Genomic DNA, 19,526 nt, shown 5'->3' on the forward strand with positions numbered 1-19,526 from the left:
GCCGAGCTGGTAGGCGTTGCTGCCGTCGTCCTCGCCCCAGACGGCGATCAGTGACGGGCCGTCCGCGCGTTCGCTCGGATCGGCGTTGGCGCGCTGCACTGCGCGGGCGGGAGAAGCGTCTCGGATGGGCATGGCCGGAATTCATTATTTTTTGTCTAAACAACATTATCAGCTTTGCCCGCGAGCGTCCAACAATGCGAGTCGTGTTCAAACCCAAACGAAGCAGAGGAACGCGATGCATGCAGCACTTGCTCCCTCGCCACGCGATGCCGTCACGCTGCGCACGCTGTCGCGCATGGCCGTCGCCGTGGCGCTCGCCTTGCTAGGCGCCTGCGCGAGCCGCGACGGGCTCGCGCCCGCCGGTACGCTGCGCGGCGCCGATACGCTCGCCGCATCGCGCAGCCTCGCGCATGCGCCGGCCGGCGACTGGCCGGCCGCCGACTGGTGGGTTGCGCTGAACGATGCGCAACTGAATGCGCTGATCGACGAAGCGCTTGCCGGCAATCCCGATCTCGCGACCGCCGATGCGCGTGCGCGCGAGGCGCAGGCGCTCGTGATCGAAGCGCAGGCCGCCCGACTGCCGCACGTCGTCGGCCGTGCAAGCGCGAAAGGCGAGCGAACGTCCGGCACGCAATTCTCGGCGGGTGAGGGCGGTGGTTTCTTCAGCCACACGCGCGAGATCAATCTCGGCCTGAGCTGGGATCTCGATTTGTGGGGCGGCCGCCGCGCGGCGTGGGAAGCCGCGCTCGGCGAAGCGCGGGCCGCACGGATCGATGCGCGGGCCGCGCGCGTGCTGCTGTCCGTCAACGTCGCGCGTGCCTACGTGAATCTCGCCTATGCGTTCGATCAGCAGGACGTCGCGCAGGCCGAATACGACCGCGCCGACGAAGCGTTGTCGTTGACGCGACAGCGTGTCATGAAAGGCATCGACAACGTCGCGCAGCAGCGCCAGGCGGAAAGCGAAGTCGCGACCGCGATGCGCGAGCAGGCACGCGCGGCGCAGGCGGTCGACAGCGCGCGCATCGCGCTCGCGATCCTGCTCGGCGCAGGCCCCGATCGCGGCCTCGCGCTCGCGCGGCCTGCGCCGCTGCCCGCCGCCGCGCTCGCGGTGCCGGCCGACCTGCCGGCCGCGCTGCTCGGCCGGCGCGCCGATCTCGTCGCCGCACGCTGGCGGGTGGAGGCCGCGAGCCGCAACGTCGCGGCCGCCCGCGCGGACTTCCTGCCCGACGTGAGTCTCACCGCGCTGATCGGTCTTGCAACACGCGGCGGCGCGTCGCTGTTCCAGGCCGCCTCGCGCACCTACAACGTCAGCCCGGCCGTGAGCCTGCCGATCTTCGACGGCGGCGAACGGCGCGGCGTGCTGCGCAAGCGCGACGCGCAATACGACGTCGCGGTCGCGAGCTACAACAAGACGCTGATCGGCGCGATCGGCGAGGTGGCCGACGATCTGCACCGGCTGCATGCGCTCGCCGTGCAGGCCGATGCCCAGCAGCGCGCGTTCGATGCCGCCACCGATGCATGGCGGCTCGCGGACGCGCGCTACCGGGCCGGCGTCGGCAGTTACCTCGACGCGCTCGTCGTGCGCCAGCAGCTCTTGATCGCGAGTCGCGAAGTCGCCGCGTTGCGCGCCCAGCGCGCGGACCAGTCGCTGCAGCTCGTTGCTGCCCTCGGCGGCGGCTTTCGCGCCGAGCCCGACGACGTTGCGCTTGCCGCCACGCCTTCCAACCGTCCTTGACATCGAACCATGAGCAGCGACAACACCCTGCAGACTCCCGCGCGGCCCGCAGCCGCCGATCCCGCCAGTGCCCGCCAGCACCCGTCGGCCGACCACACCGGTGCGCCACGCGCCCCAAGTGGGGCGGACGCCCGCACGCAACCGGTACCGGGCGGCGCCGCACCGGCCACGCCGCCGCCCGCCAGACGCAAGCACCTCGTACGTGCGCTCGTCGCCGCGTTCGCGGTCGGCATCGCCGGGTGGGGTATCTGGTACGGAATCGTCGGCCGCTGGTACGAGTCCACCGACAACGCGTACGCGCAAGGCAACGTCGTCGAGCTGACGCCGCAGGTGACGGGCACCGTCGTGTCGATCGACGCGGACGACGGCGACCTCGTCCGCGCCGGCACGCCGCTCGTCCGTCTCGACGCGAGCGACGCGCAGATCGCGCTCGCGGCCGCGCAGGCCGATCTCGCGGCCACCGTGCGCAAGGTGCGCGGCCTGTACAGCAACGAGCGCGGGCTCGCGAACAGCATCGACGGCGCGCGCGCCGACCTGGACGCGCGGCGCACCGCGCTCGACAAGGCAAGGGCCGACTACCGGCGCCGCGAGGATCTCGGCCGCTCCGGCGCGATCTCCCGCGAGGAGCTCGCCCATGCGCTCGACACGCTGACGTCCGCGCAAAGCGCGTACGCCGCCGCGCAAAGCGCGCTCGCGACCTTGAGCGAACAGCACCAGACGAGCAAGGCGCTCGTCGACGACACCGCGGTCGCGTCGCATCCCGACGTGCAAGCTGCGGCGTCGCGGCTGCGCGCCGCCTATCTTGCCCGTGCGCGCACCGACATCGTCGCGCCCGTCACCGGCTACGTCGCCAAGCGCACGGTGCAGGTCGGGCAGCGCGTGTCGCCCGGCGTGCCGCTGCTCGCGGTCGTACCGCTGCGCGAGCTGTGGGTCGACGCGAACTTCACCGAAAAACAGCTCGAGCACATGCGGATCGGGCAACCGGTCGAACTGACGGCCGACCTGTACGGCAACGCCGTGCGGTATACGGGCCGCGTGCAGAGCCTCGGCGTCGGCACCGGCAGCGCGTTCTCGCTGCTGCCCGCGCAGAACGCGACCGGCAACTGGATCAAGATCGTGCAGCGATTGCCGGTGCGCATCGAACTGACGGATCCGTCGCAACTCGACGCGCATCCGCTGCGCATCGGCCTGTCGATGCATGCGCGCGTCGACCAGCACGACCGTAGCGGCGCGATGCTGTCGCGTCGCGAGCAGGATTCGCCGGTGTTTCGGACCGACGTGTACCGCGACGAGCTCGCGCGCGCCGACAGCCTGATCGCGGACATCGTGCATGCGAACCTGCCGGCGGCGGTGCGTGCGGAGCGTGTGCGATGAGCGGCCCGATGCCGGCCGCGGACGCCGGCTTTCGTCCGTCGAGCGTTGCGTTGACGACGTTCGGCCTCGCGCTCGCGGTGTTCATGCAGGTGCTCGACGGCACCGTGGCGAACGTCTCGCTGCCGACGATCGCCGGGAACTTCGGCGTCAGCACGACGCAGAGCGCATGGGTCGTCACGACGTTCTCGGTCAGCAATGCGATCGCATTGCCGTTGACCGGGTTTCTCGTCAAGCGCGTCGGACAAGTGCGGTTGTTCGTGTGGGCGACGCTGGCGTTCACGTTCGCGTCGCTGCTGTGCGGCCTCGCGCAGAACCTGCCGCAGCTCGTCGCGTTCCGCGCGCTGCAGGGCCTCGTGGCCGGTCCGATGATCCCGACCACCCAGGCGCTGATGCTGTCGATCTACCCGCCGCAGCGGCGCGGCTTCGCGCTGTCGATGATCGCGATGGTCACCGTCGTCGCGCCGATCGCCGGCCCCGTGTTCGGCGGCTGGGTGACGGAACATTACTCGTGGCGCTGGGCGTTCCTGATCAATCTTCCGATCGGCGTGTTCGCCGCGATGTGCGTGTTCGCGCAGATGCGCGCGCGCGTCGAGACGACGGTCGCCGCGCGCGTCGACTACGTCGGTCTCGCCGCGCTCGTCGTCGGCGTCGGCGCGCTGCAGATCGTGCTGGACAAGGGTAACGAGGCCGACTGGTTCAACTCGACGTTCATCGTCGTGATGTCCGTGGTCGCCGCGTTCGGGATCCTGCTGTTCCTGATCTGGGAGCTCAACGAGCCGAACCCGATCGTGAACCTGCGGCTGTTCGCGCATCGCAACTTCGCGGCCGGCACGCTGACGCTCGTGCTCGCGTACTCGGCGTTCTTCGCGGTCAACGTGATCGTGCCGCAGTGGCTGCAGCGCACGCTCGGCTATACGGCGTTCTGGGCCGGGCTGGCTGTCGCGCCGATGGGCGTGATACCCGTGCTGATGACGCCGTTCATGGGCAAGTACGCGCCGCGCTTCAACATGCGCGTGCTCGTGTGCTGCGCGTTCGCGATCCTCGGTACGTCGTCGTTCCTGCGCGCGGGTTTCGTGCCCGACGTCGACTTCACGCACATCGCGCTGATCCAGTTGCTGCAGGGCCTCGGCCTCGCGCTGTTCATCATGCCGATCAACAGCATCCTGCTGTCCGACCTGAAGCCGGACGAGATCGCCGCCGGCTCCGGCCTGTCGACGTTCCTGCGTACGCTCGGCGCGAGCTTCGCCGTGTCGATCACGTCGTTCCTGTGGGACCGGCGCGCGATCCTGCATCACGCGCAGCTCAGCGAACACGTGAGCAAGTTCGATCCGGCCGTTCGCGCGGAGCTCGCGCAGCTCGGCGGCGGCGATCCGCAACGCGCGGCGGCGCTGCTCGGCAACCTGGTCGATGCGCAGGCGTACCAGATTTCGTTCAACGACGTGTCGTTCGCGCTCGGCTGCGTGTATCTCGCCGTGATCGCGGTGGTGTGGCTCGCCCGCCCGCCGTTCGGCCCCGGGGCCGCCGCCAAACGATGAAGCGAGTGCTGCGCGGCCCGTTCCGACCCATGCTGTTCAATTCGATGGAGATTGACCCGATGCCTACCCACCACGCCGGAAACACGCCGCCCGCACTGGCGACGCTCGCCGTATTCGACGTCGCGGAATTTCCGCTCGTCGTCGTGCGCAACGATGCAATCGCATCCCCCGGCTACGCACAACGCTGGCTCGACGACATGCATGCGCTGATGCGGCACGGCGAGCCGTTTGTCATGATCTTTCCGCCGGCCCGCCCCGACGAGCCGCACGACGACCGCAAGGAGCGCGGCATGTGGCTCAAGCAGAACCGCGCCGCGCTTGCCGCGGTCTGCCGCGCGCTCGTGTCGGTCGAACCGGATCCGAACGAGCGTGAAGCGGCCATTGCCAACGCGGCCGGCATCGAAAAGGCGTTCGGGATTCCGTTCGACGTCGCGGCTTCGCTGGATGACGCGAAGCAGGCGGGTCGGCGACGACTGACCGAGGCGGTTTAGCGCGGCCCGTTCGCGCGCAACGCCTCGAACCGGTTGCGCAAGTCCGCCTGATTGAAGATTTCAACGAATAAACGGGGTGGCTTGTATGAAAGGACTGGATTGTCTGAAATGGTTGGTACCCGGCGACACGGACGCGTCATGGCAGCGGATGACCGACGCGGCCGCCGGCATGGGATTCGACAAGGTCGTGCTGATCGTGTTGCCGTTTACCGGCGCATCGTTCGATCTCGCGCGCAAGTGGAGCAGCGGCGTGCCGGGCTGGACGGCGCTGTACCGGCAGCGGCAGTTCGACCGCATCGACCCGATGCTGCAGCATTGCTTTCGTTCGGCGCTGCCGCTCGTCTGGGACGACGCGCTGTACGAATTGCCCGGGCAACGGCCGTGCTACGAAGCGGCGGCCGCGTACGGCATGCGCAGCGGCGTCGTGCTGCCCGTGCACGGCCCGAAGGGGGAGGTCGGCATGCTGTCGTGCGCGAGCGCGGACGATCTCGCCGCCACGCGCGAGCGCTGCGACCGGCATCTGGCCGCGCTCACGCTGTTGCGCGACATCGCATGCGAAGCGATCGCCGGCACGCGCTACCACGCACCGCCCGACAGCGTGCCGCGCCTCAGCCGGCGGGAGGTCGAGTGCCTGCGCTGGCATGCGGCCGGCAAGACCTCGTGGGAAATCGGCCACATCCTGAACGTGACCGAGTCGTGCATCAACTTCCACTTCATGAACATTCGCCGCAAGTTCAACGTGTCACGTCGGCACGAAGCCGTGCTGCGCGCGGTCGAGTGGGGGCTGATCAGCATCTCCGACGTGACGGTGCCGACCTGATGCCGGCGTCTCGTCGAGCCAGCGGTCGAGAAACGCGCTGAGCCACGCGGCCGTCGAGCGGTCGTGGCGGCAGCCTTCGCTCGCCTGCGTCGCGAGGTCCTGCGCGCCGGGTGCCGCGAGCTTGTGCGCGGCGGCCGTGCTCCAGCGCCGCATCATCGGATAGCTCACTTCCGGATGGAACTGGACACCGTACGCGCACGGCCCGTAACGGACGGCCTGGTTCTCGAAATGCTCGCCGGTCGCGAGAATCTCGAGCCCGGCAACGCGCTCGAAGCCCTCGCGATGCCACTGGTACACGTGCGACGGCCATGAACCGAGCCGCCGGCCGGCCGGCGTCGCGGCGATCGGCCAGTAGCCGATTTCCGCGCGCCCGTCCCGATGCGCGCTCACGCGACCGCCCAGATGGCGGATCATCATCTGCGCGCCGAGGCAGACGCCGAGAAACGGCGCCGCCTCGCGCAGCGGCACACCGATCCAGTCGATCTCGTCGCGGATCCAGCGATCGCCGTCATTGGCGCTCATCGGGCCGCCGAACACGACGGCGCCGGCATGGTCGGCGAGCGTCGCCGGCAACGGATCGCCGAGCGGCGGACGGCGGATGTCGAGCGGATGGCCGCGCGCGGCGAGCAGCCGGCCGATCCGGCCGGGGCTCGACTGTTCGCGATGCAGCACGATCAGGATCGGACGAAGTGCGAAGTGCGTCATGTCGTGTAGTCGGTAGAAGATCAGCCCGGCTGGCCGCGCAACGCGTCGAACGACACCATCACCTGTTCGCGGTAGGCGGGCCGTCGGCACAGGCGGGCGTACCAGGCTTCGACGTGCGGCAGCGGCGGCCGCTCGACGTCGAGCGAGAAATAGCGGAACAGCGTCGCGCCGGCCGGAATGTCGGCCAGGCCCGGCGTCGCGCCGCCGAGAAACGGCTGGGTCGACAGCAGCCGGTCGAGCAGCCGGTAATGCATGGCGCTGCGCGCGGCCTTGTCGCGCACGATCTCATCGTCGCGCCGCTCCGGTGGCGTTCGCACGAGTGCCCAGAACAGTCCGGTCATCACGTCGGGTTCGAGCGCGGTCTGCGACCAGTCCATCCAGCGCTCCGCGCGCGAACGTGCGAACGTGTCGCGACACCAGAACAGATTGTTCGGCACCCGCGCGGCCAGATAGCGCAGGATCGTGTGCGACTCCCATACGACGTCGCCGTCCCAGTCGATCACCGGAATCCGGCAGGTCGGATTCAGCGCCGCGAATGCGGGCGTCTGCAGCGAACCGTGCTCGCCGCCGACCGGAATATGCCGGTAGGGCAGGCCGAGCTCGGCGATCAGCCACAACACCTTCTGCACGTTGAACGACGTGCGGCGGCCCCAGACGGTCAGCATCGCGACGCATCCTCGCAGGCGGCGATCGACGCGCATGCCGCGTAGCGATCGAGGCCAGCCGCCAGGTCGGCGATCAGGTCGTCCGGATCCTCGAGCCCGATGTGCAGGCGCACGCCGCGGCTGCCGGACGGCCAGCGCGCCGCGAGGCCGTGCGCATCCAGCTCGAACGGCAGCGCGAGGCTCTCGTAGCCGCCCCACGAATAGCCGAGCCCGAACAGCGTCAGGTGATCGAGAAACGCGTCGATCGCATGCGCGGGAGCCGGCTGCAGCACGACCGAGAACAGCCCCGACGCGCCACGGAAATCGCGGCGCCACAGCGCGTGCCCGTCGTCGCCCGGCAAGGCCGGATACAGCACGCGCTGCACCTCGGGACGCCCGTCGAGCCAGCTCGCGACCGCGAGCGCGTTGCGCTGGTGCTGCCGTAACCGCACGCCGAGGGTGCGCAACCCGCGCAGCGCGAGATACACGTCGTCGGGGCCCGCGCACAGTCCGAGATCGCCATGCAGTTGCTTCAACGCGGGCCACGCGCGCGCGCTGGCCGACACCGTGCCGAGCATCGCATCCGAGTGCCCGACCAGATACTTGGTGGCGGCCTGGATCGACAGGTCGATCCCGAACGCATGCGGCTGAAAGAACAGCGGCGTGGCCCAACTGTTGTCCGCGATGACCTGGGCGCCGTGTGCGTGCGCGAGCCGCACGAGGGCAGGGATGTCATGCATGTCGAACGTGTAGGACCCGGGTACTTCGACGTACAGCGCGCGCGTGTTCGGACGAAACGCGGCTGCGACGGGCGTGCTGCCGTCGTACCACGTCGTCTCGACGCCGAGCCGCGCAAGCACGCCTTCGCATGCGTGACGCACCGGGCCGTAGACCGATGCGGTCATCAGTAGATGGTCGCCAGGCTTCAGGCACGACAGCAGCGCGAGCGTGCACGCGGACAGGCCCGACGGGCACAGCACCGCGCCGGCTCCCCCCTCGAGGCTCGTCACCGCGCGCTCGAGCGCTTCCGTCGTCGGCGTGCCGCGACGGCCGTAGATATACGGCTGCGTGCGGTTCAACAGATCCGACACCGTCGGGCTGAGCACGGTCGACGCATGGTAGACGGGCGGATTGACGAAGCCGTGCCACGCGGCGCTGTCGCGGCCCGCGTGCGCGAGCCGCGTGTCGTCGTGCAGGCGGTCATGCATGCCGTCGCGCGGCAGCGACGGCGCTTCGGCGGACATCACGGCCATAGCGCACACCGCTCCCAGCGCGCGCCGGCGCGACGGTAAGCCTGGCGCGCGAAACGGCGCGAACTGTCGGCCCGCCAGAACTCGACTTCGTCGGGCGCCAGCGCATACAGGTGCCAGTCCTCCGACACGAGCGCGGGGTCGGCGGCCAGACGCTCGAGCTGCGCGTCGATCGCGCGCGTCAGGTCGGCGGGATCGTCGAGTCGTTCGCTTTGCCGTCCGGCCAGAATGCTCGCGCGCGACCGCTCGGGGCGGCCCGCGAAATCGGCGTGGCCTTCGGCGGCCGGCAACCGCTCGACCGGGCCGCTCAGCCGGATCTGGCTCGCGATCACGGGCCAGTAGAAAGTCAGCGCCGCGAACGGCCGGTTCGCGAGCTGGCGCCCCTTGGGACTGCACGCGTTCGCCGCGAAATGCCAGCCGCGAGCGTCCACATTCAGCAGCACGACGGACCGTGCATCGGGCCGTCCGTCCGGGTGGACCGTCGACAGCGTCGTCACCTGCGGTTCGAGTGCGCCGGCGCTCACGGCCTCGTCGAGCCAGCGTTCGAACTGCGCGTGCGGCGTGCCGGCCCAGTTGTCGGTCGCCACGTGCGGCGCAGCGTGGGCGAGGGTTTTTAGCGCCTTCAGGCGCGTTGCGATCGTATCCATGGCGACACTCATGCGATGCCGAATTGCGTCGCGCGGGCGATCAACCGATGCGCGGCGAGATAGTCGGGGACCTCCGCGAGGAAGCCGTCGACGACGGCGGCGGCAACGCGACGGCCACCGGAGGCGCGCCGCGCGTGATCGAACGCGTCGATCACGCGGCGGGCGAGGGCGACTTCATCGGCCGTCGGCGTCAGTACGCGATTGACGACCGGCACGAACTGCGCGTTGACGATCGCTTTCGCCTGGTAGCCAAGGCCACGCGACACGCGCATGTCGAGTTCAGCACCTTCGTTGTCGGCATAGCTGTACGGGCAGTCGATCGCGGTCACGCCGACCGCCGCGCATTCGACGCGAAAGCGCGAGCGCACGTAGTCGAGCTCGCGCCCCGCACGGGTGCGCTCGGCGCCCATGTCGGCCACCATGTCCTCGGTTGCGACGAGCACGGCCGACACACGCGGGCTCGAGCGCGCGATCGCCATCGTGTTCACGAGACCGAGCGTCGTCTCGACGTTCGGCACGAGCTCGGTCGAGCCCGGCGCGATGCCGTACTCGCGCTCGAAACGTGTGACGGCTTCGTCGAGCGCGACGACCTGCTCGGGCGTCGCGACGTACGACATCATCACGATGTCCGGGCGCCCGCGCATCGCGGCGCGCAGGTCGTCGATGCCGCCCGCGTCGAGCGGATTCACGCGCACGGACGCCAGCACGCCGGCATCGCGCCAGCCCGCGAGCACCCGCTCGCTCAGTTCGCGTGCGGCCGGGCGCCGGTCGGGAGGAGTAAAGGTTTCCAGTTCCTGGATCAGGACGTCCGCACCGCTCGCGGTGCCGTCAACGAGCGCATCGTGATCGGCGCCGGCGAGAAACAGCCAGGAGCGGCGCAGGCGGGAAGGGCGTCGGTTCGTCGGTGTCATGCGTGGTTTCCTGTAGGGCGCGTGGTACGCGTGGCGATGGCGCGGGCGATCAGCCGGCGCGCATCATCTGGTTGAAGATGTTCTTGCGATGCATTTCCTCGGTGCCGCCGACGCTCATGAAGCCCAGCGCGTCCGAGGCGAACGCGGCCACCGGCCCGTCCTGGTAGCCGAGGCTGCCGTACAGCCGCACGAGGCCGAGCGCGCTGTCGACGAGATCCTGCGCGCCGACCAGCTTCGCGATCGAGCACGTCATCAACGCTTGCGGATGATCCGTCAGCAACTGCGCGAGCGCGCCGCGCGCGAGCCACGTGCCGCGCTCGATGCCGATCTGCAGGTCCACGAGGCGGCGCTGCACGTACTGATGCGTGTCGATCGTGCTGTCGAAGCTGCGTCGCTCGCGGCAATAGTCGATCGCATCGTGCAGATAGGGCGCCGTCACCTGGGCGGCGACGAGACCGTAATAGAGACGGCCGAGCGAGATGATGTCGATCAGGTTGCCGAGCCCGGCACCCGGTTCGCCGAGCAGTTGGCCGCGCATGATCGGACAGTCGTCGAAATGCAGCGCGCCGGTGGGCAGGTCGTCGAGGCCGAGCTTGCGGTCGGGCGGGGCCACCGTCATGCCCGGCTGGTCGCGATCGACGATCACGAGCGCGGTGTTGCGCCGACCCGGCGTTTCGATGCGCGTGACGACGAGGATGAAACGCGCAAGCGGTGCATGCGCGATATTGAATTTGCTGCCGGTCAGTCGGTAGCCGTCGCCGTGCTCGACGAGCGTCGTCGCGATACTGCGCACGTCGGTGCCGGTGCCCGGCTCGGCAATCGCGGTCGCGCTCAGTTCGCCACGCAGGATCGCGCCGAAATAGCGGTCCTGCTGCGCCGCCGTGCCATATCGCTCGAGCGCGCGCACCATGCCGGCCTGCGCGATCACCGACAGCAGCAGCGCCGGACGGCGGATCGACGATGCAAGCCCTTCCAGCGCCGCGGAAAAATGCCACCAGCCGTGACCGTCGCCTCCATACGTCTCCGGCACGATCATGTCCCACAGTCCTTCGTGCCCGAGCCGCGTCCAGCCGGCTTCGTCGAACCCGGCGGGCGCGTTGCCGTCGTGTTCGACGGCAGCGGCGATCCCCGCGCCGATATCGCGAAACCGCGTACGCGTCGCGTGCTGCTCCTGCGTCCAGTCAAATGGCATCTTTCGTGTCTCCAGTCGAAGCGGCGCGGCCTTCGACGGCGCGCCAGTGGTGACGACAAGATTAAGAGGCCACGGACAGCGCAGGTACTGGCAGTAGTGGTAGTTGCAGGGTGAATGGACGGTTCAGGGGGGGGTCGCGACGGCCCGGGATACGAGGCTGATCGATTCACCGACGCTGGACATCCGGCGTATCGATGCGGCAAAGAGCACGGCGGCCGCCAGCGTGCGTGCGGTCGAGCGCGATGCGATCGCGCAGAGGATGGTCGACACTTAAACAATTTGGATTACGATGCAATTCCGTGTTTCGCATCGCCTGAATCCGGGTTTGATAACGCGTGCCATACCCGGATTCAGATGTCCGTCAGATGTCCGCCTGCCGGCGATTTAAAAGTGATTTCAGCCAGACGGTCGGCTCGGCGGTCGTTGCCGACGCGGAATCCATAACCCAGCCTCCGTCATCAGCTTCCTGACCGCCTCCTTGGCCGGCCGAATGCCGTGACACTCCCAGAGCTTCTCGCAGGCCAACGTCGGCCCGAAATCGGCGTAGCGATCGCGGATGATCGACAGCGCCCGGTCCACAATTACCGCGTCCAGCCGGTTGTTGCTGGGCTTCGCATACCGTCCCGACACAAGACCTTGAGGTCCGTGTTCCCGCAATCTGGCGACCAGTCGGCGAACCTGCCGGGTCGTCAGTTCCAACCGTTCCGCCGCACGCCATGGTTTGAGCTTGCCGTCGGCTACGTCCTGAATGACCTTGAATCGGTCCGGCTCGCGCATCGTCATCGTGATCCGTTCCGTTGCAGCCATCGCAGCCTCCGGCGCTGGATTGCCAGCGGTCGGTCAGCTTACGACGGGCCGAAAAACGGACATCTGAACTTAGCCGGAAGCGGACATTTGAACTTAGCTGCTACAACACAAACTATCGATAATGTTGATTATGTCAAATTTAAGATGCGGGAGAAGATGCTGCTGGCCACCGGTCTTTCGTGCGGCAATCCAGTATTCCCTGGGAAATGCTTCCGCACAAAATGCGGCTGTGATTCAGGCATGGGCTGCTGGCGCAGGCTACGCGATTGGCAGCACGCGGGCGTCTGGAATCGACGTCATCGGGAGGTGAAGCCCGCACGACCGGCATTCGGTCGGCCGACGCCGCATGGTCCGGTCACACGTGCGTCGAATTGCGTTAGAAATACCACACGTTCGCTACCCTTCTCAGTCGCAATTCCGGGATCGCGCGTCCTCGCGTTCAGACCTTACACCACTGCACTTGACCTCGAGTGAGGCTGGTTGCCAATCCAGAAGGAATCTCACGAAGGCGCCTGCAACGTGCGCCGCAAGAGCGGATCGAACGTGTATCTCTCCACCATACTTCTGCTCGATGCAGCCGATCCGGTCCGCGCGCATCCTTCGTCGTCCCGGCGCGCGCCGCGCGCCGGGACCGGTTGCCGCCTGGCGGCCTCATCGCCGTCAGAACCGATACGTCGCCCCGACCTGGAAGAAGCGGCCGAGGTCCGTGTAGAGCGACTGGTCATAGCCCGTGATGTCGGGCACGGCTTGCCACTCGACGTCGAACGGCGGCTTCTTGTCGAAGAGGTTCGTGATGCCGCCGTAAATCGTCCAGTGCTTGAAGCCGCGGTAGTTGAACATCAGGTTGAACTGGCTGTACGACGCCACCGAGCCCGTGCCGCCATCGCCGAATTCCGCGGCCACGGCGTTCGTATAGGGCCCCGTGTATTGCCAGGTCAGCGTGGTGGTCAGTTGCCGGTAGTCCCAGCTCAGGCTCGTATTGCCCTTCCAGCGCGGGTTGCTCGCGCCGAACGGCTGCAGCAGCGCAAGGTTGTTGCCGGCGAAGTCCTGCGGCGCGGTTCCGGGGCTGTGCAGCTTGAAGTGCCACACATAAGCCCAGTCGCCCGAGAGCGTGAAGGTGCCGTACTTGGTGCGTAGCGCCTTGCGGAAGTTGAGATCGAAACCGTCGGTGTCGAGCGCGCCGAGGTTCACGAAATGCTGAACAAGGTAACGCACCGACCCGTCGGCGTTGCGCACGACGCGGGAAGGATCGTTGGCGACGAGCACCGCGTTCGGATCGTCGGTGCCGATGACTCCGTCGATGCGGACCTTGTAGAACGCCGCGCCGATATCGGTCATCGCGTCGGGCGAAAGCTGGAAGCCGATGTTGTAGTTCTTCGTGTGCTCGGGCTGAAGATTCGGATTGCCCGCGACTTGCTCCGTCGTGAAGTGCTTCGTCGGCACACCGCTCGGATCGTTCGGATCGACGAGGTTCTGGTGAGAGAGATAGACGGCCTGCGAGTTTTCGACGAGGGTCGGCGCGCGGAAGCCGCGACTATACGATGCATACGTCGTCAGCATTTGCACGGGCTGGAAACGCAGCGCAAAGCTCGGCGAAAACGCCCCGCCGAAGTCGCTGTAGTGATCGTAGCGGCCCGCCTGCGTGAACGTCAGGTTGCGCAGGATCGGAATGTCGACCTGGTAGAACGCGGCGGCGACGTTGCGCGAACCCTCCACCGTCTGCACGTTCGCGGGCGCTGATACGCCTTGCGACGCGAGCGTCTGCGGGTTGATCGTCGACGATTCGTGGCGGAACTCGGTGCCCAGGCCCAGGCCGACGGGTCCCCCGGGCAGCGTGAACAGATTCGACGTCGAGGCCTTGGCCGTCACGCTGTCGACCTTCGAGATGGCCTGCTGATCGTCGTCCGTGAAAACACCCTTCAGGCCGTTCGGCGTGGAGGCCGGGTTCGAGAAGTTGTAGGTGCCGTTGGCGAGCATGTTCTCGAGGCCCGCGACGTTGATCCGGTTGCTATACGTCGTATCGACGGTGCTCTGCGAGTGGCCGTAATCGGCCGACCAGTCCCACGCGCCGAACCTGCCCGCGTCGAACGCGCCTTTGACGCCCGTATTCGCCATCCAGAACGTCGATACCGTATCCGCCCCCACGACGTTGCCCGGGAAGGTCAGGTTGATCGCCGTCGGCACGCCGAACGGGTTATAGGGATTGCTCACCGGTACCGTGCGCGGCAACGGCGAAACGGATCCGGTCGAAGGGTTGTAGATGTTCGTCGTGCTCGAGATCGAGGCCGGCCCCTGCGACTGGACGGTTTCATCGCGGCTCACCCAGAAGCCCGCATAGGCCTGCGTGTTGTCGTCGATCTTGAACGTGGCCCGCACCTTCGCGTTCAGGCGCGTCGTGGACGGAACGAGCGATGTCGAGGCGGCCGGGTTGTACGTGCAATTGGTCGCGCTCGTCTTGCTGCCCGGCGGGCACGGCGAAAGCGGCACCTTCGAGCCGTCCGCCAGCGACCAGTACGACTGCTGGTTCGGCCCGAGCGGCGCGGCCAGCCCGCCGGGATATTGCGTGAAGTCTTGCGCCGACGTCATGTCGCGATCGCCGAGCGTCGAGCCCGAATCGCGGTAATAGCTGGCGGCCGCGGTGACGTTGAAGCGATCCGAATTCAGATCGCCGAAGCCGGCCAGTACGCTGAAGTTGCCTTGCCCGTCGCCCGGATGCTGCGCCTTGCCGAGTTGGCCGTCGATCTGCAGGCCCTGAAAGTTCTTCTTCGTAATGATGTTGACGACGCCCGCGATCGCGTCCGACCCGTAGACGGACACCGCGCCGGTCTTGACGATCTCGACGCGCTCCACCATGTTCAGCGGAATCGCGTTGACATCGAAGAACGTGTCGGTGAAGTTCACCGACTGCGCATAGTTCGCGACGCGCTGGCCATCGACGAGCACGAGCGTGTATTTCTCGCTGAGCCCTCGCAACGCCATGCCGGCGCCGCCGGGGGCCGAGCTGTTCATTGTCGTCTGGCCCCAGCTGCTGGCGGAATTGGCCGAGGTCGAACGCAGGAAATCGGCGACCGTCGTGTATCCGCTTTGCTGGATTTCCTTCGCGGTGATGACCTGCACTTCGGTGTGGCCGACCTTGTCGGATGTGCGGATCAGCGAACCCGTCACCTCGAACTTGTCGAGCTTTTTCACGGTCTGCCCGCCCGCGGCAGTGCCCGACGCCGGCGCGGGCGCGGCGGCGGCGGTGCTGCCGGTTTGCTCGGTGGCGACGCCCCCGTCGACAGGCGTTGTCTGCGCGTAAGCGGAGGTACCCAAAGCCGCCGTCAACGCGACTTCAGCCCATGCGATGCTGCGTATTGCCGATCCCAAAGCCGTTGGTTTCATAACACCCCTTTGTCGTCGCAAGGCCTGACCTTTTTGTATGCACGGAGATTCGCCGGCCTTTAAATAGCGTTGCCCCGCGTTCCTGATTCGTCATCTGGTGCTCACAACCATTCCGTCCAACTGCTTATTTCTTTCAACTTTATTTATTCCGCTTACAGGAATAACCAATCTGAAATTCAAGAAATAAAATATCCACAAAATTAGTATCTCTAATTACGTGGATCGATCTATCCATGTATCGAACGGCCCTGTGCAAGCCGTACTACTAACGGCACTTGGCACATTCGTGCCGTGGCGTCTCATCAACCAGAGCGTACGCGCTACCAGGAAAGGCAGTCACCCGTTGAAGAGCTGCTTTACGTATTCACTTTGAAAGTCTTAATGCACGGAATCTTCATTACCGTTCACTACCAGGCTTTACGCTGGACGCGAACATATCAGGACAGAATCGACGCGTCAAAAAATATTTGATAGCACATAACTTTGTTTAGGTGCATTGAATGCACTCGGTTGGTGCCGAATGAAAATCGATATGGTTCATCAATCGCCACCGTTGCCTTTCTTCCTTGTTCGGCTGCTTTTTTTCCCCGCTCGTGAATGCGCCGCAATGGAGCACACGGCAGGCATTCGCCGGTCCGAACTGTTTTGTTTAGCCGACACGGGCACCCCCTGGAACGGGATTTTTCGGTCGGGTCCGGATGGTGTTCCTCGAATATCGGATAGGATTCCTGATAGATCGGCCCCTCGAACATGTGCGTGGCGTCGTGCACCGCCGAATTGACGGCTTTCGTGTGATATTCACACGTCGTCGCCCCTTGATCCCACCGCAACACCTCGTCGCGCACATCAATCGATCTCCAGATTCCCAGCCGTTTCCATGCGCTTCGTCACCGCCGCATGCCGCCCGCGTCGGCCTATGGACACGACTATCCGAAACGCCACCGGCGCGAACACCAGCCCGAACATCGTCGCCGCCAGCACGCCCCCGAACGCGCCGGTCCCGATCGAACGCCGGCTTTCCGCGCCCGCGCCGGTCGCCAGCACCAATGGCACGACGCCGAGCAGAAACGCCATCGACGTCATCACGATCGGCCGAAACCGTGCGGCCGCCGCCTCCACCACCGCCTGCCGCAGCGGCACGCCGCGTGCGACGAGTTCGCGCGCGAACTGCACGATCAGAATCGCATTCTTCGCCGACAACCCGATCACCGTAATCATCCCGACCTTGAAGTACACGTCGTTCGGCATCCCGCGCGCGAGTGCCGCCGCCAACGCGCCCACGATGCCGAGCGGCACGATCGTCAGCACCGACAGCGGAATCGTCCAGCTCTCATACAGCGCGGCGAGCGCCATGAATACCGCGAGCACCGACAACCCGACCAGCAGCGGCGTCTGCCGCTCGGCGATCCGTTCCTCGCGCGCCGCGTTGACCCAGTCGTAACCGATCCCGGCCGGCAGCATGGCGGCCAGCCGCTCCATCTCCGCCATCGCCGCGCCCGAACTGGTGTGGGTCGCCGCCCGGCCGCTGACGTCGAGCGACGGGTAGCCGTCGTAGCGATTCAGCATCACGGGTCCGACCGTCCAGTGCCGCGCGGCAATAGCCGACAGCGGCACCATGTCCCCCGTCCGGTTCGGCACCGACAGCGCCATCAGTTGCGCGTCGGTCGCACGCGCGCCCGGATCGGCCTCGATGATCACGCGGCGCATCCGGCCCGACGCCGGAAAATCGTTGACGTAGTTCGAGCCGAACGTGCCGCCGAGCAGCCCCGCGATGCGCTCGAACGGCACGCCAAGCGCATACGCCTTCGCGCGATCGACGTCGAGCTCGATTCGCGGCGCATCCGGCAAGTCCTCGAAATGCACGGACGCGAGCGCCGGGTCCGCCTTCGCGCGCACGGCCAGTTGCTCGCGAGCGGCCTTCAGCACGTCGAGCCCGACCCCGCCACGATCCTCGAGACGGAACGTGAAGCCGTCCGCGTGACCGAGGCCGGGCACCGATGGCGGCAGCGTTGCCTGTACGTCGCCGTCGAGAATCGCATCGAAACGCCGGTTGAGCCGATCGCGCAACGTCATCGCATCGACGTCGCGCTGCGACCAGTCCTTCAGCTCGACGAATGCCATCCCGACGTTCTGCCCGCTGCCCGCGAAACTCCAGCCGATCACGCTCGTCACGTTCGCGACGGCCGGCTCCGCCTGCAGGATCGCCTCGACACGCTGGACGACCGCGGCCGTGCGCGCCTGTGTGGCGCCAGCCGGCAACTGGATCATCACCTGCAGTTGCCCCTGGTCCTCGGTCGGCAGAAAACCGCCCGGCATCATCCAGGACAGCAGCCCGCACACGGCCACGAGTGCGACGTAGATGCCCGCGACCGCGCCCGTGCGGCGTACCGCCGTCACGGTCATGCGCCGATAGCCGGCCTCCGCGCGCGCGAATCCGACGCCGAAGCGGTCGGCCAGGCGCGCGCCGAGGCTGCGTCGCGGCACGCGTCCGCCACCGCCTTCGTGACGGCCGACCGGTTTCAGCAGGTTCGCGCACAACGCCGGCGTGAGCGACAGTGCCATGAACGACGACACGAGTATCGACGCGATCATCGACACCGCGAACTGCCGGTAGATGCCGCCGACGCTGCCCGGAAAGAACGCCATCGGCACGAACACGGCGGTCAGCACCGCCGTCACGCCGACGATCGCCCCGCCGATCCGCTTCATCGCGCGGCGCGTCGCATCGCGCGGCGACACGCCCTCCTCCATCACGCGATGCACGCTCTCGACCACGACGATCGCATCGTCGACGAGGATGCCGATCGCCAGCACGAGGCCGAACATCGTGAACACGTTGATCGACAGCCCGAACGCCCACATCGCGACGAACGCGCCCATCAGCGTGACGGGAATCACCACCGTCGGCACGAGCGTGTAGCGCAGCTCGCGCAGGAACAGCCACATCACGCAGAACACCAGCACGACGGCCTCGGCGAGCGTCAGCACGACTTCGCGGATGGCGATCTTCACGAAATGCGCACCGTCGAACGGAATCTCGACCGCGACGCCCGGCGGCAGCGTCTTCGACAGCTCGGCAAGCCGCGCGCGAATCGCGTCGGACGTTTCGAGCGCGTTGCCGCGCGGGCCGAGCTGGATGCCGACGGTGGCCGCCGGACGGCCGTTCAGCCGCGAATAGAACGAATAGTCGTCGCGGCCGATTTCGACGCGGGCGACGTCGGCGACGCGCACCACCGAACCGCCCAGCTTCGACTTCAGCACGATCCGGCCGAACTCCTCCGGCGACGTCAACTGCCCCTTGACGACGATCGTCGCGGTGAGCTGCTGGCCGTGCACGAACGGCGCATCGCCGATCGCGCCGGCCGTCACCGTCGCGTTCTGCACGCCGATCGCCGCGATCACGTCGTCGGCGCCGAGGTCGTATTCGCGCAACTTGTTCGGATCGAGCCAGACCCGCAGCGCCTCGTCGGCGTCCCACAGCTCGGCCGCGCCGACGCCCGGCGCACGTTTCAGTTCGCGCAGCACGTAGCGGTTCAGATAGTCGCCGAGTTGCGCGGAGTCGCGCGTGCCGTCGGTCGACGTCAGCGTGACGAGCATCAGGAACGTGTTGGCGGCCTTGAACACGCCGATGCCCTGCTGCACGACCTGCTGCGGCAGCCGCGGCTCGACCTGCTTCAGCCGGTTGTTGACGTCGACGAGCGCGATGTCCGGATTGGTGCCGGGCGCGAACGTCACGTCGATCTCGAGGTTGCCGTGACCGTCGCTGCTCGTCTCGTAGTACTGCAGCCCGTCGGCGCCGTCGAGGCTCTCCTCGATGATGCTGCCGACGTCGCCGTCGACCGTCTCGGTCGACGCGCCCGGATAGGTCGCGGTGATCACGACGCGCGGCGGCGCAAGGCGCGGATACTGCGCGATCGGCAATTGCGGAATGGCGAGCACACCCGCGACGACGATCGCGAGCGCGACGATCCACGCAAACACCGGGCGGTCGATGAAGAACGACGGCATCGCGATGCGTCAGCGAACGGCACGGG

General features: G+C 67.2%; 13 protein-coding genes and 2 pseudogenes. 6 read left to right on the top strand and 9 right to left on the bottom strand.

What is annotated here, in order from left to right; all coding sequences use genetic code 11:
* The first annotated feature begins 235 nt into the window (after positions 1-235).
* From WS89_RS29145 to WS89_RS29165, 5 genes are all read left to right on the top strand, one after another.
* Entirely contained in the window at positions 236-1,735 is a 1,500-nt protein-coding gene (locus tag WS89_RS29145; protein ID WP_059795544.1) for an efflux transporter outer membrane subunit, read from the top strand.
* A gap of 9 nt (positions 1,736-1,744) precedes the next feature.
* Positions 1,745-3,109, top strand: a complete 1,365-nt coding sequence (locus WS89_RS29150) for an efflux RND transporter periplasmic adaptor subunit (protein WP_059795546.1) — start codon at positions 1,745-1,747, stop codon at positions 3,107-3,109.
* On the top strand, positions 3,106-4,644 hold the full coding sequence (locus WS89_RS29155) for a DHA2 family efflux MFS transporter permease subunit (RefSeq protein ID WP_034207345.1): 1,539 nt from the start codon (positions 3,106-3,108) through the stop codon (positions 4,642-4,644). The genes WS89_RS29150 and WS89_RS29155 overlap by 4 nt, the downstream gene beginning before the upstream one ends.
* Positions 4,596-5,135 carry a hypothetical protein gene (locus WS89_RS29160; protein WP_257128258.1) on the top strand — a complete coding sequence of 180 codons (540 nt, stop codon included), beginning with the start codon at positions 4,596-4,598 and terminating at the stop codon, positions 5,133-5,135. The genes WS89_RS29155 and WS89_RS29160 overlap by 49 nt, the downstream gene beginning before the upstream one ends.
* Before the next feature lie 85 nt (positions 5,136-5,220).
* Entirely contained in the window at positions 5,221-5,955 is a 735-nt protein-coding gene (locus tag WS89_RS29165; protein ID WP_059498898.1) for an autoinducer binding domain-containing protein, read from the top strand.
* Here WS89_RS29165 and WS89_RS29170 read toward each other — a convergent pair.
* The 7 genes and pseudogenes from WS89_RS29170 to WS89_RS29200 all read right to left on the bottom strand — a co-directional run.
* Entirely contained in the window at positions 5,878-6,660 is a 783-nt protein-coding gene (locus WS89_RS29170; RefSeq protein WP_082742008.1) for a glutamine amidotransferase, read from the bottom strand. The two genes, WS89_RS29165 and WS89_RS29170, sit on opposite strands and share 78 nt — an antisense overlap.
* A 20-nt stretch (positions 6,661-6,680) precedes the next feature.
* A complete protein-coding gene (locus tag WS89_RS29175) occupies positions 6,681-7,325 on the bottom strand; it encodes a glutathione S-transferase family protein (protein ID WP_082742012.1) in 645 nt (214 codons plus the stop codon).
* Entirely contained in the window at positions 7,319-8,548 is a 1,230-nt protein-coding gene (gene metC / locus WS89_RS29180; protein WP_373558401.1) for a cystathionine beta-lyase, read from the bottom strand. Before metC ends, WS89_RS29175 begins: the two co-directional genes overlap by 7 nt.
* Positions 8,548-9,201 carry a pyridoxine/pyridoxamine 5'-phosphate oxidase gene (locus tag WS89_RS29185; protein WP_059795552.1) on the bottom strand — a complete coding sequence of 218 codons (654 nt, stop codon included), beginning with the start codon at positions 9,199-9,201 and terminating at the stop codon, positions 8,548-8,550. Before WS89_RS29185 ends, metC begins: the two co-directional genes overlap by 1 nt.
* Before the next feature lie 8 nt (positions 9,202-9,209).
* Positions 9,210-10,112, bottom strand: a complete 903-nt coding sequence (locus WS89_RS29190; RefSeq protein ID WP_059785824.1) for an HpcH/HpaI aldolase/citrate lyase family protein — start codon at positions 10,110-10,112, stop codon at positions 9,210-9,212.
* Between the two features lie 49 nt (positions 10,113-10,161).
* Positions 10,162-11,304 (bottom strand): acyl-CoA dehydrogenase family protein, encoded by a 1,143-nt coding sequence (locus tag WS89_RS29195; RefSeq protein WP_059795554.1) that lies wholly within the window; start codon positions 11,302-11,304, stop codon positions 10,162-10,164.
* Positions 11,305-11,718: 414 nt separating this feature from the next.
* Positions 11,719-12,111, bottom strand: a pseudogene (locus WS89_RS29200) (helix-turn-helix domain-containing protein); the annotation flags it as partial.
* Positions 12,112-12,287: 176 nt separating this feature from the next.
* On the opposite strand from WS89_RS29200, the pseudogene WS89_RS34055 reads away from it, so the two are divergent.
* Positions 12,288-12,411 (top strand): annotated as a pseudogene (locus WS89_RS34055) (transposase); the annotation flags it as partial.
* A gap of 360 nt (positions 12,412-12,771) precedes the next feature.
* On the opposite strand, the gene WS89_RS29205 reads toward WS89_RS34055, so the two are convergent.
* Positions 12,772-15,492, bottom strand: coding sequence for a TonB-dependent receptor plug domain-containing protein (locus tag WS89_RS29205; RefSeq protein WP_059498886.1), 2,721 nt, complete (start codon positions 15,490-15,492; stop codon positions 12,772-12,774).
* An 846-nt stretch (positions 15,493-16,338) separates the two neighbouring features.
* Positions 16,339-19,500: a multidrug efflux RND transporter permease subunit gene (locus tag WS89_RS29210; protein WP_059795555.1), complete on the bottom strand. Its 3,162-nt coding sequence runs from the start codon at positions 19,498-19,500 to the stop codon at positions 16,339-16,341.
* Positions 19,501-19,526 lie beyond the last annotated feature (26 nt).

The sequence above is a fragment of the Burkholderia sp. MSMB1072 genome (genome assembly GCF_001524725.1).
Lineage (GTDB): Bacteria > Pseudomonadota > Gammaproteobacteria > Burkholderiales > Burkholderiaceae > Burkholderia.

What these genes read in the sequence shown, in the direction of transcription:
- WS89_RS29145 (WP_059795544.1), top strand. Translation starts at nt 236, where the DNA reads ATGCATGCAGCACTTGCTCCCTCGCCACGCGATGCCGTCACGCTGCGC.
- WS89_RS29150 (WP_059795546.1), top strand. Translation starts at nt 1,745, where the DNA reads ATGAGCAGCGACAACACCCTGCAGACTCCCGCGCGGCCCGCAGCCGCC.
- WS89_RS29155 (WP_034207345.1), top strand. Translation starts at nt 3,106, where the DNA reads ATGAGCGGCCCGATGCCGGCCGCGGACGCCGGCTTTCGTCCGTCGAGC.
- WS89_RS29165 (WP_059498898.1), top strand. Translation starts at nt 5,221, where the DNA reads ATGAAAGGACTGGATTGTCTGAAATGGTTGGTACCCGGCGACACGGAC.
- WS89_RS29170 (WP_082742008.1), bottom strand. Translation starts at nt 6,660, where the DNA reads ATGACGCACTTCGCACTTCGTCCGATCCTGATCGTGCTGCATCGCGAA.
- WS89_RS29175 (WP_082742012.1), bottom strand. Translation starts at nt 7,325, where the DNA reads ATGCTGACCGTCTGGGGCCGCCGCACGTCGTTCAACGTGCAGAAGGTG.
- metC (WP_373558401.1), bottom strand. Translation starts at nt 8,548, where the DNA reads ATGTCCGCCGAAGCGCCGTCGCTGCCGCGCGACGGCATGCATGACCGC.
- WS89_RS29185 (WP_059795552.1), bottom strand. Translation starts at nt 9,201, where the DNA reads ATGGATACGATCGCAACGCGCCTGAAGGCGCTAAAAACCCTCGCCCAC.
- WS89_RS29190 (WP_059785824.1), bottom strand. Translation starts at nt 10,112, where the DNA reads ATGACACCGACGAACCGACGCCCTTCCCGCCTGCGCCGCTCCTGGCTG.
- WS89_RS29195 (WP_059795554.1), bottom strand. Translation starts at nt 11,304, where the DNA reads ATGCCATTTGACTGGACGCAGGAGCAGCACGCGACGCGTACGCGGTTT.
- WS89_RS29205 (WP_059498886.1), bottom strand. Translation starts at nt 15,492, where the DNA reads ATGAAACCAACGGCTTTGGGATCGGCAATACGCAGCATCGCATGGGCT.
- WS89_RS29210 (WP_059795555.1), bottom strand. Translation starts at nt 19,500, where the DNA reads ATGCCGTCGTTCTTCATCGACCGCCCGGTGTTTGCGTGGATCGTCGCG.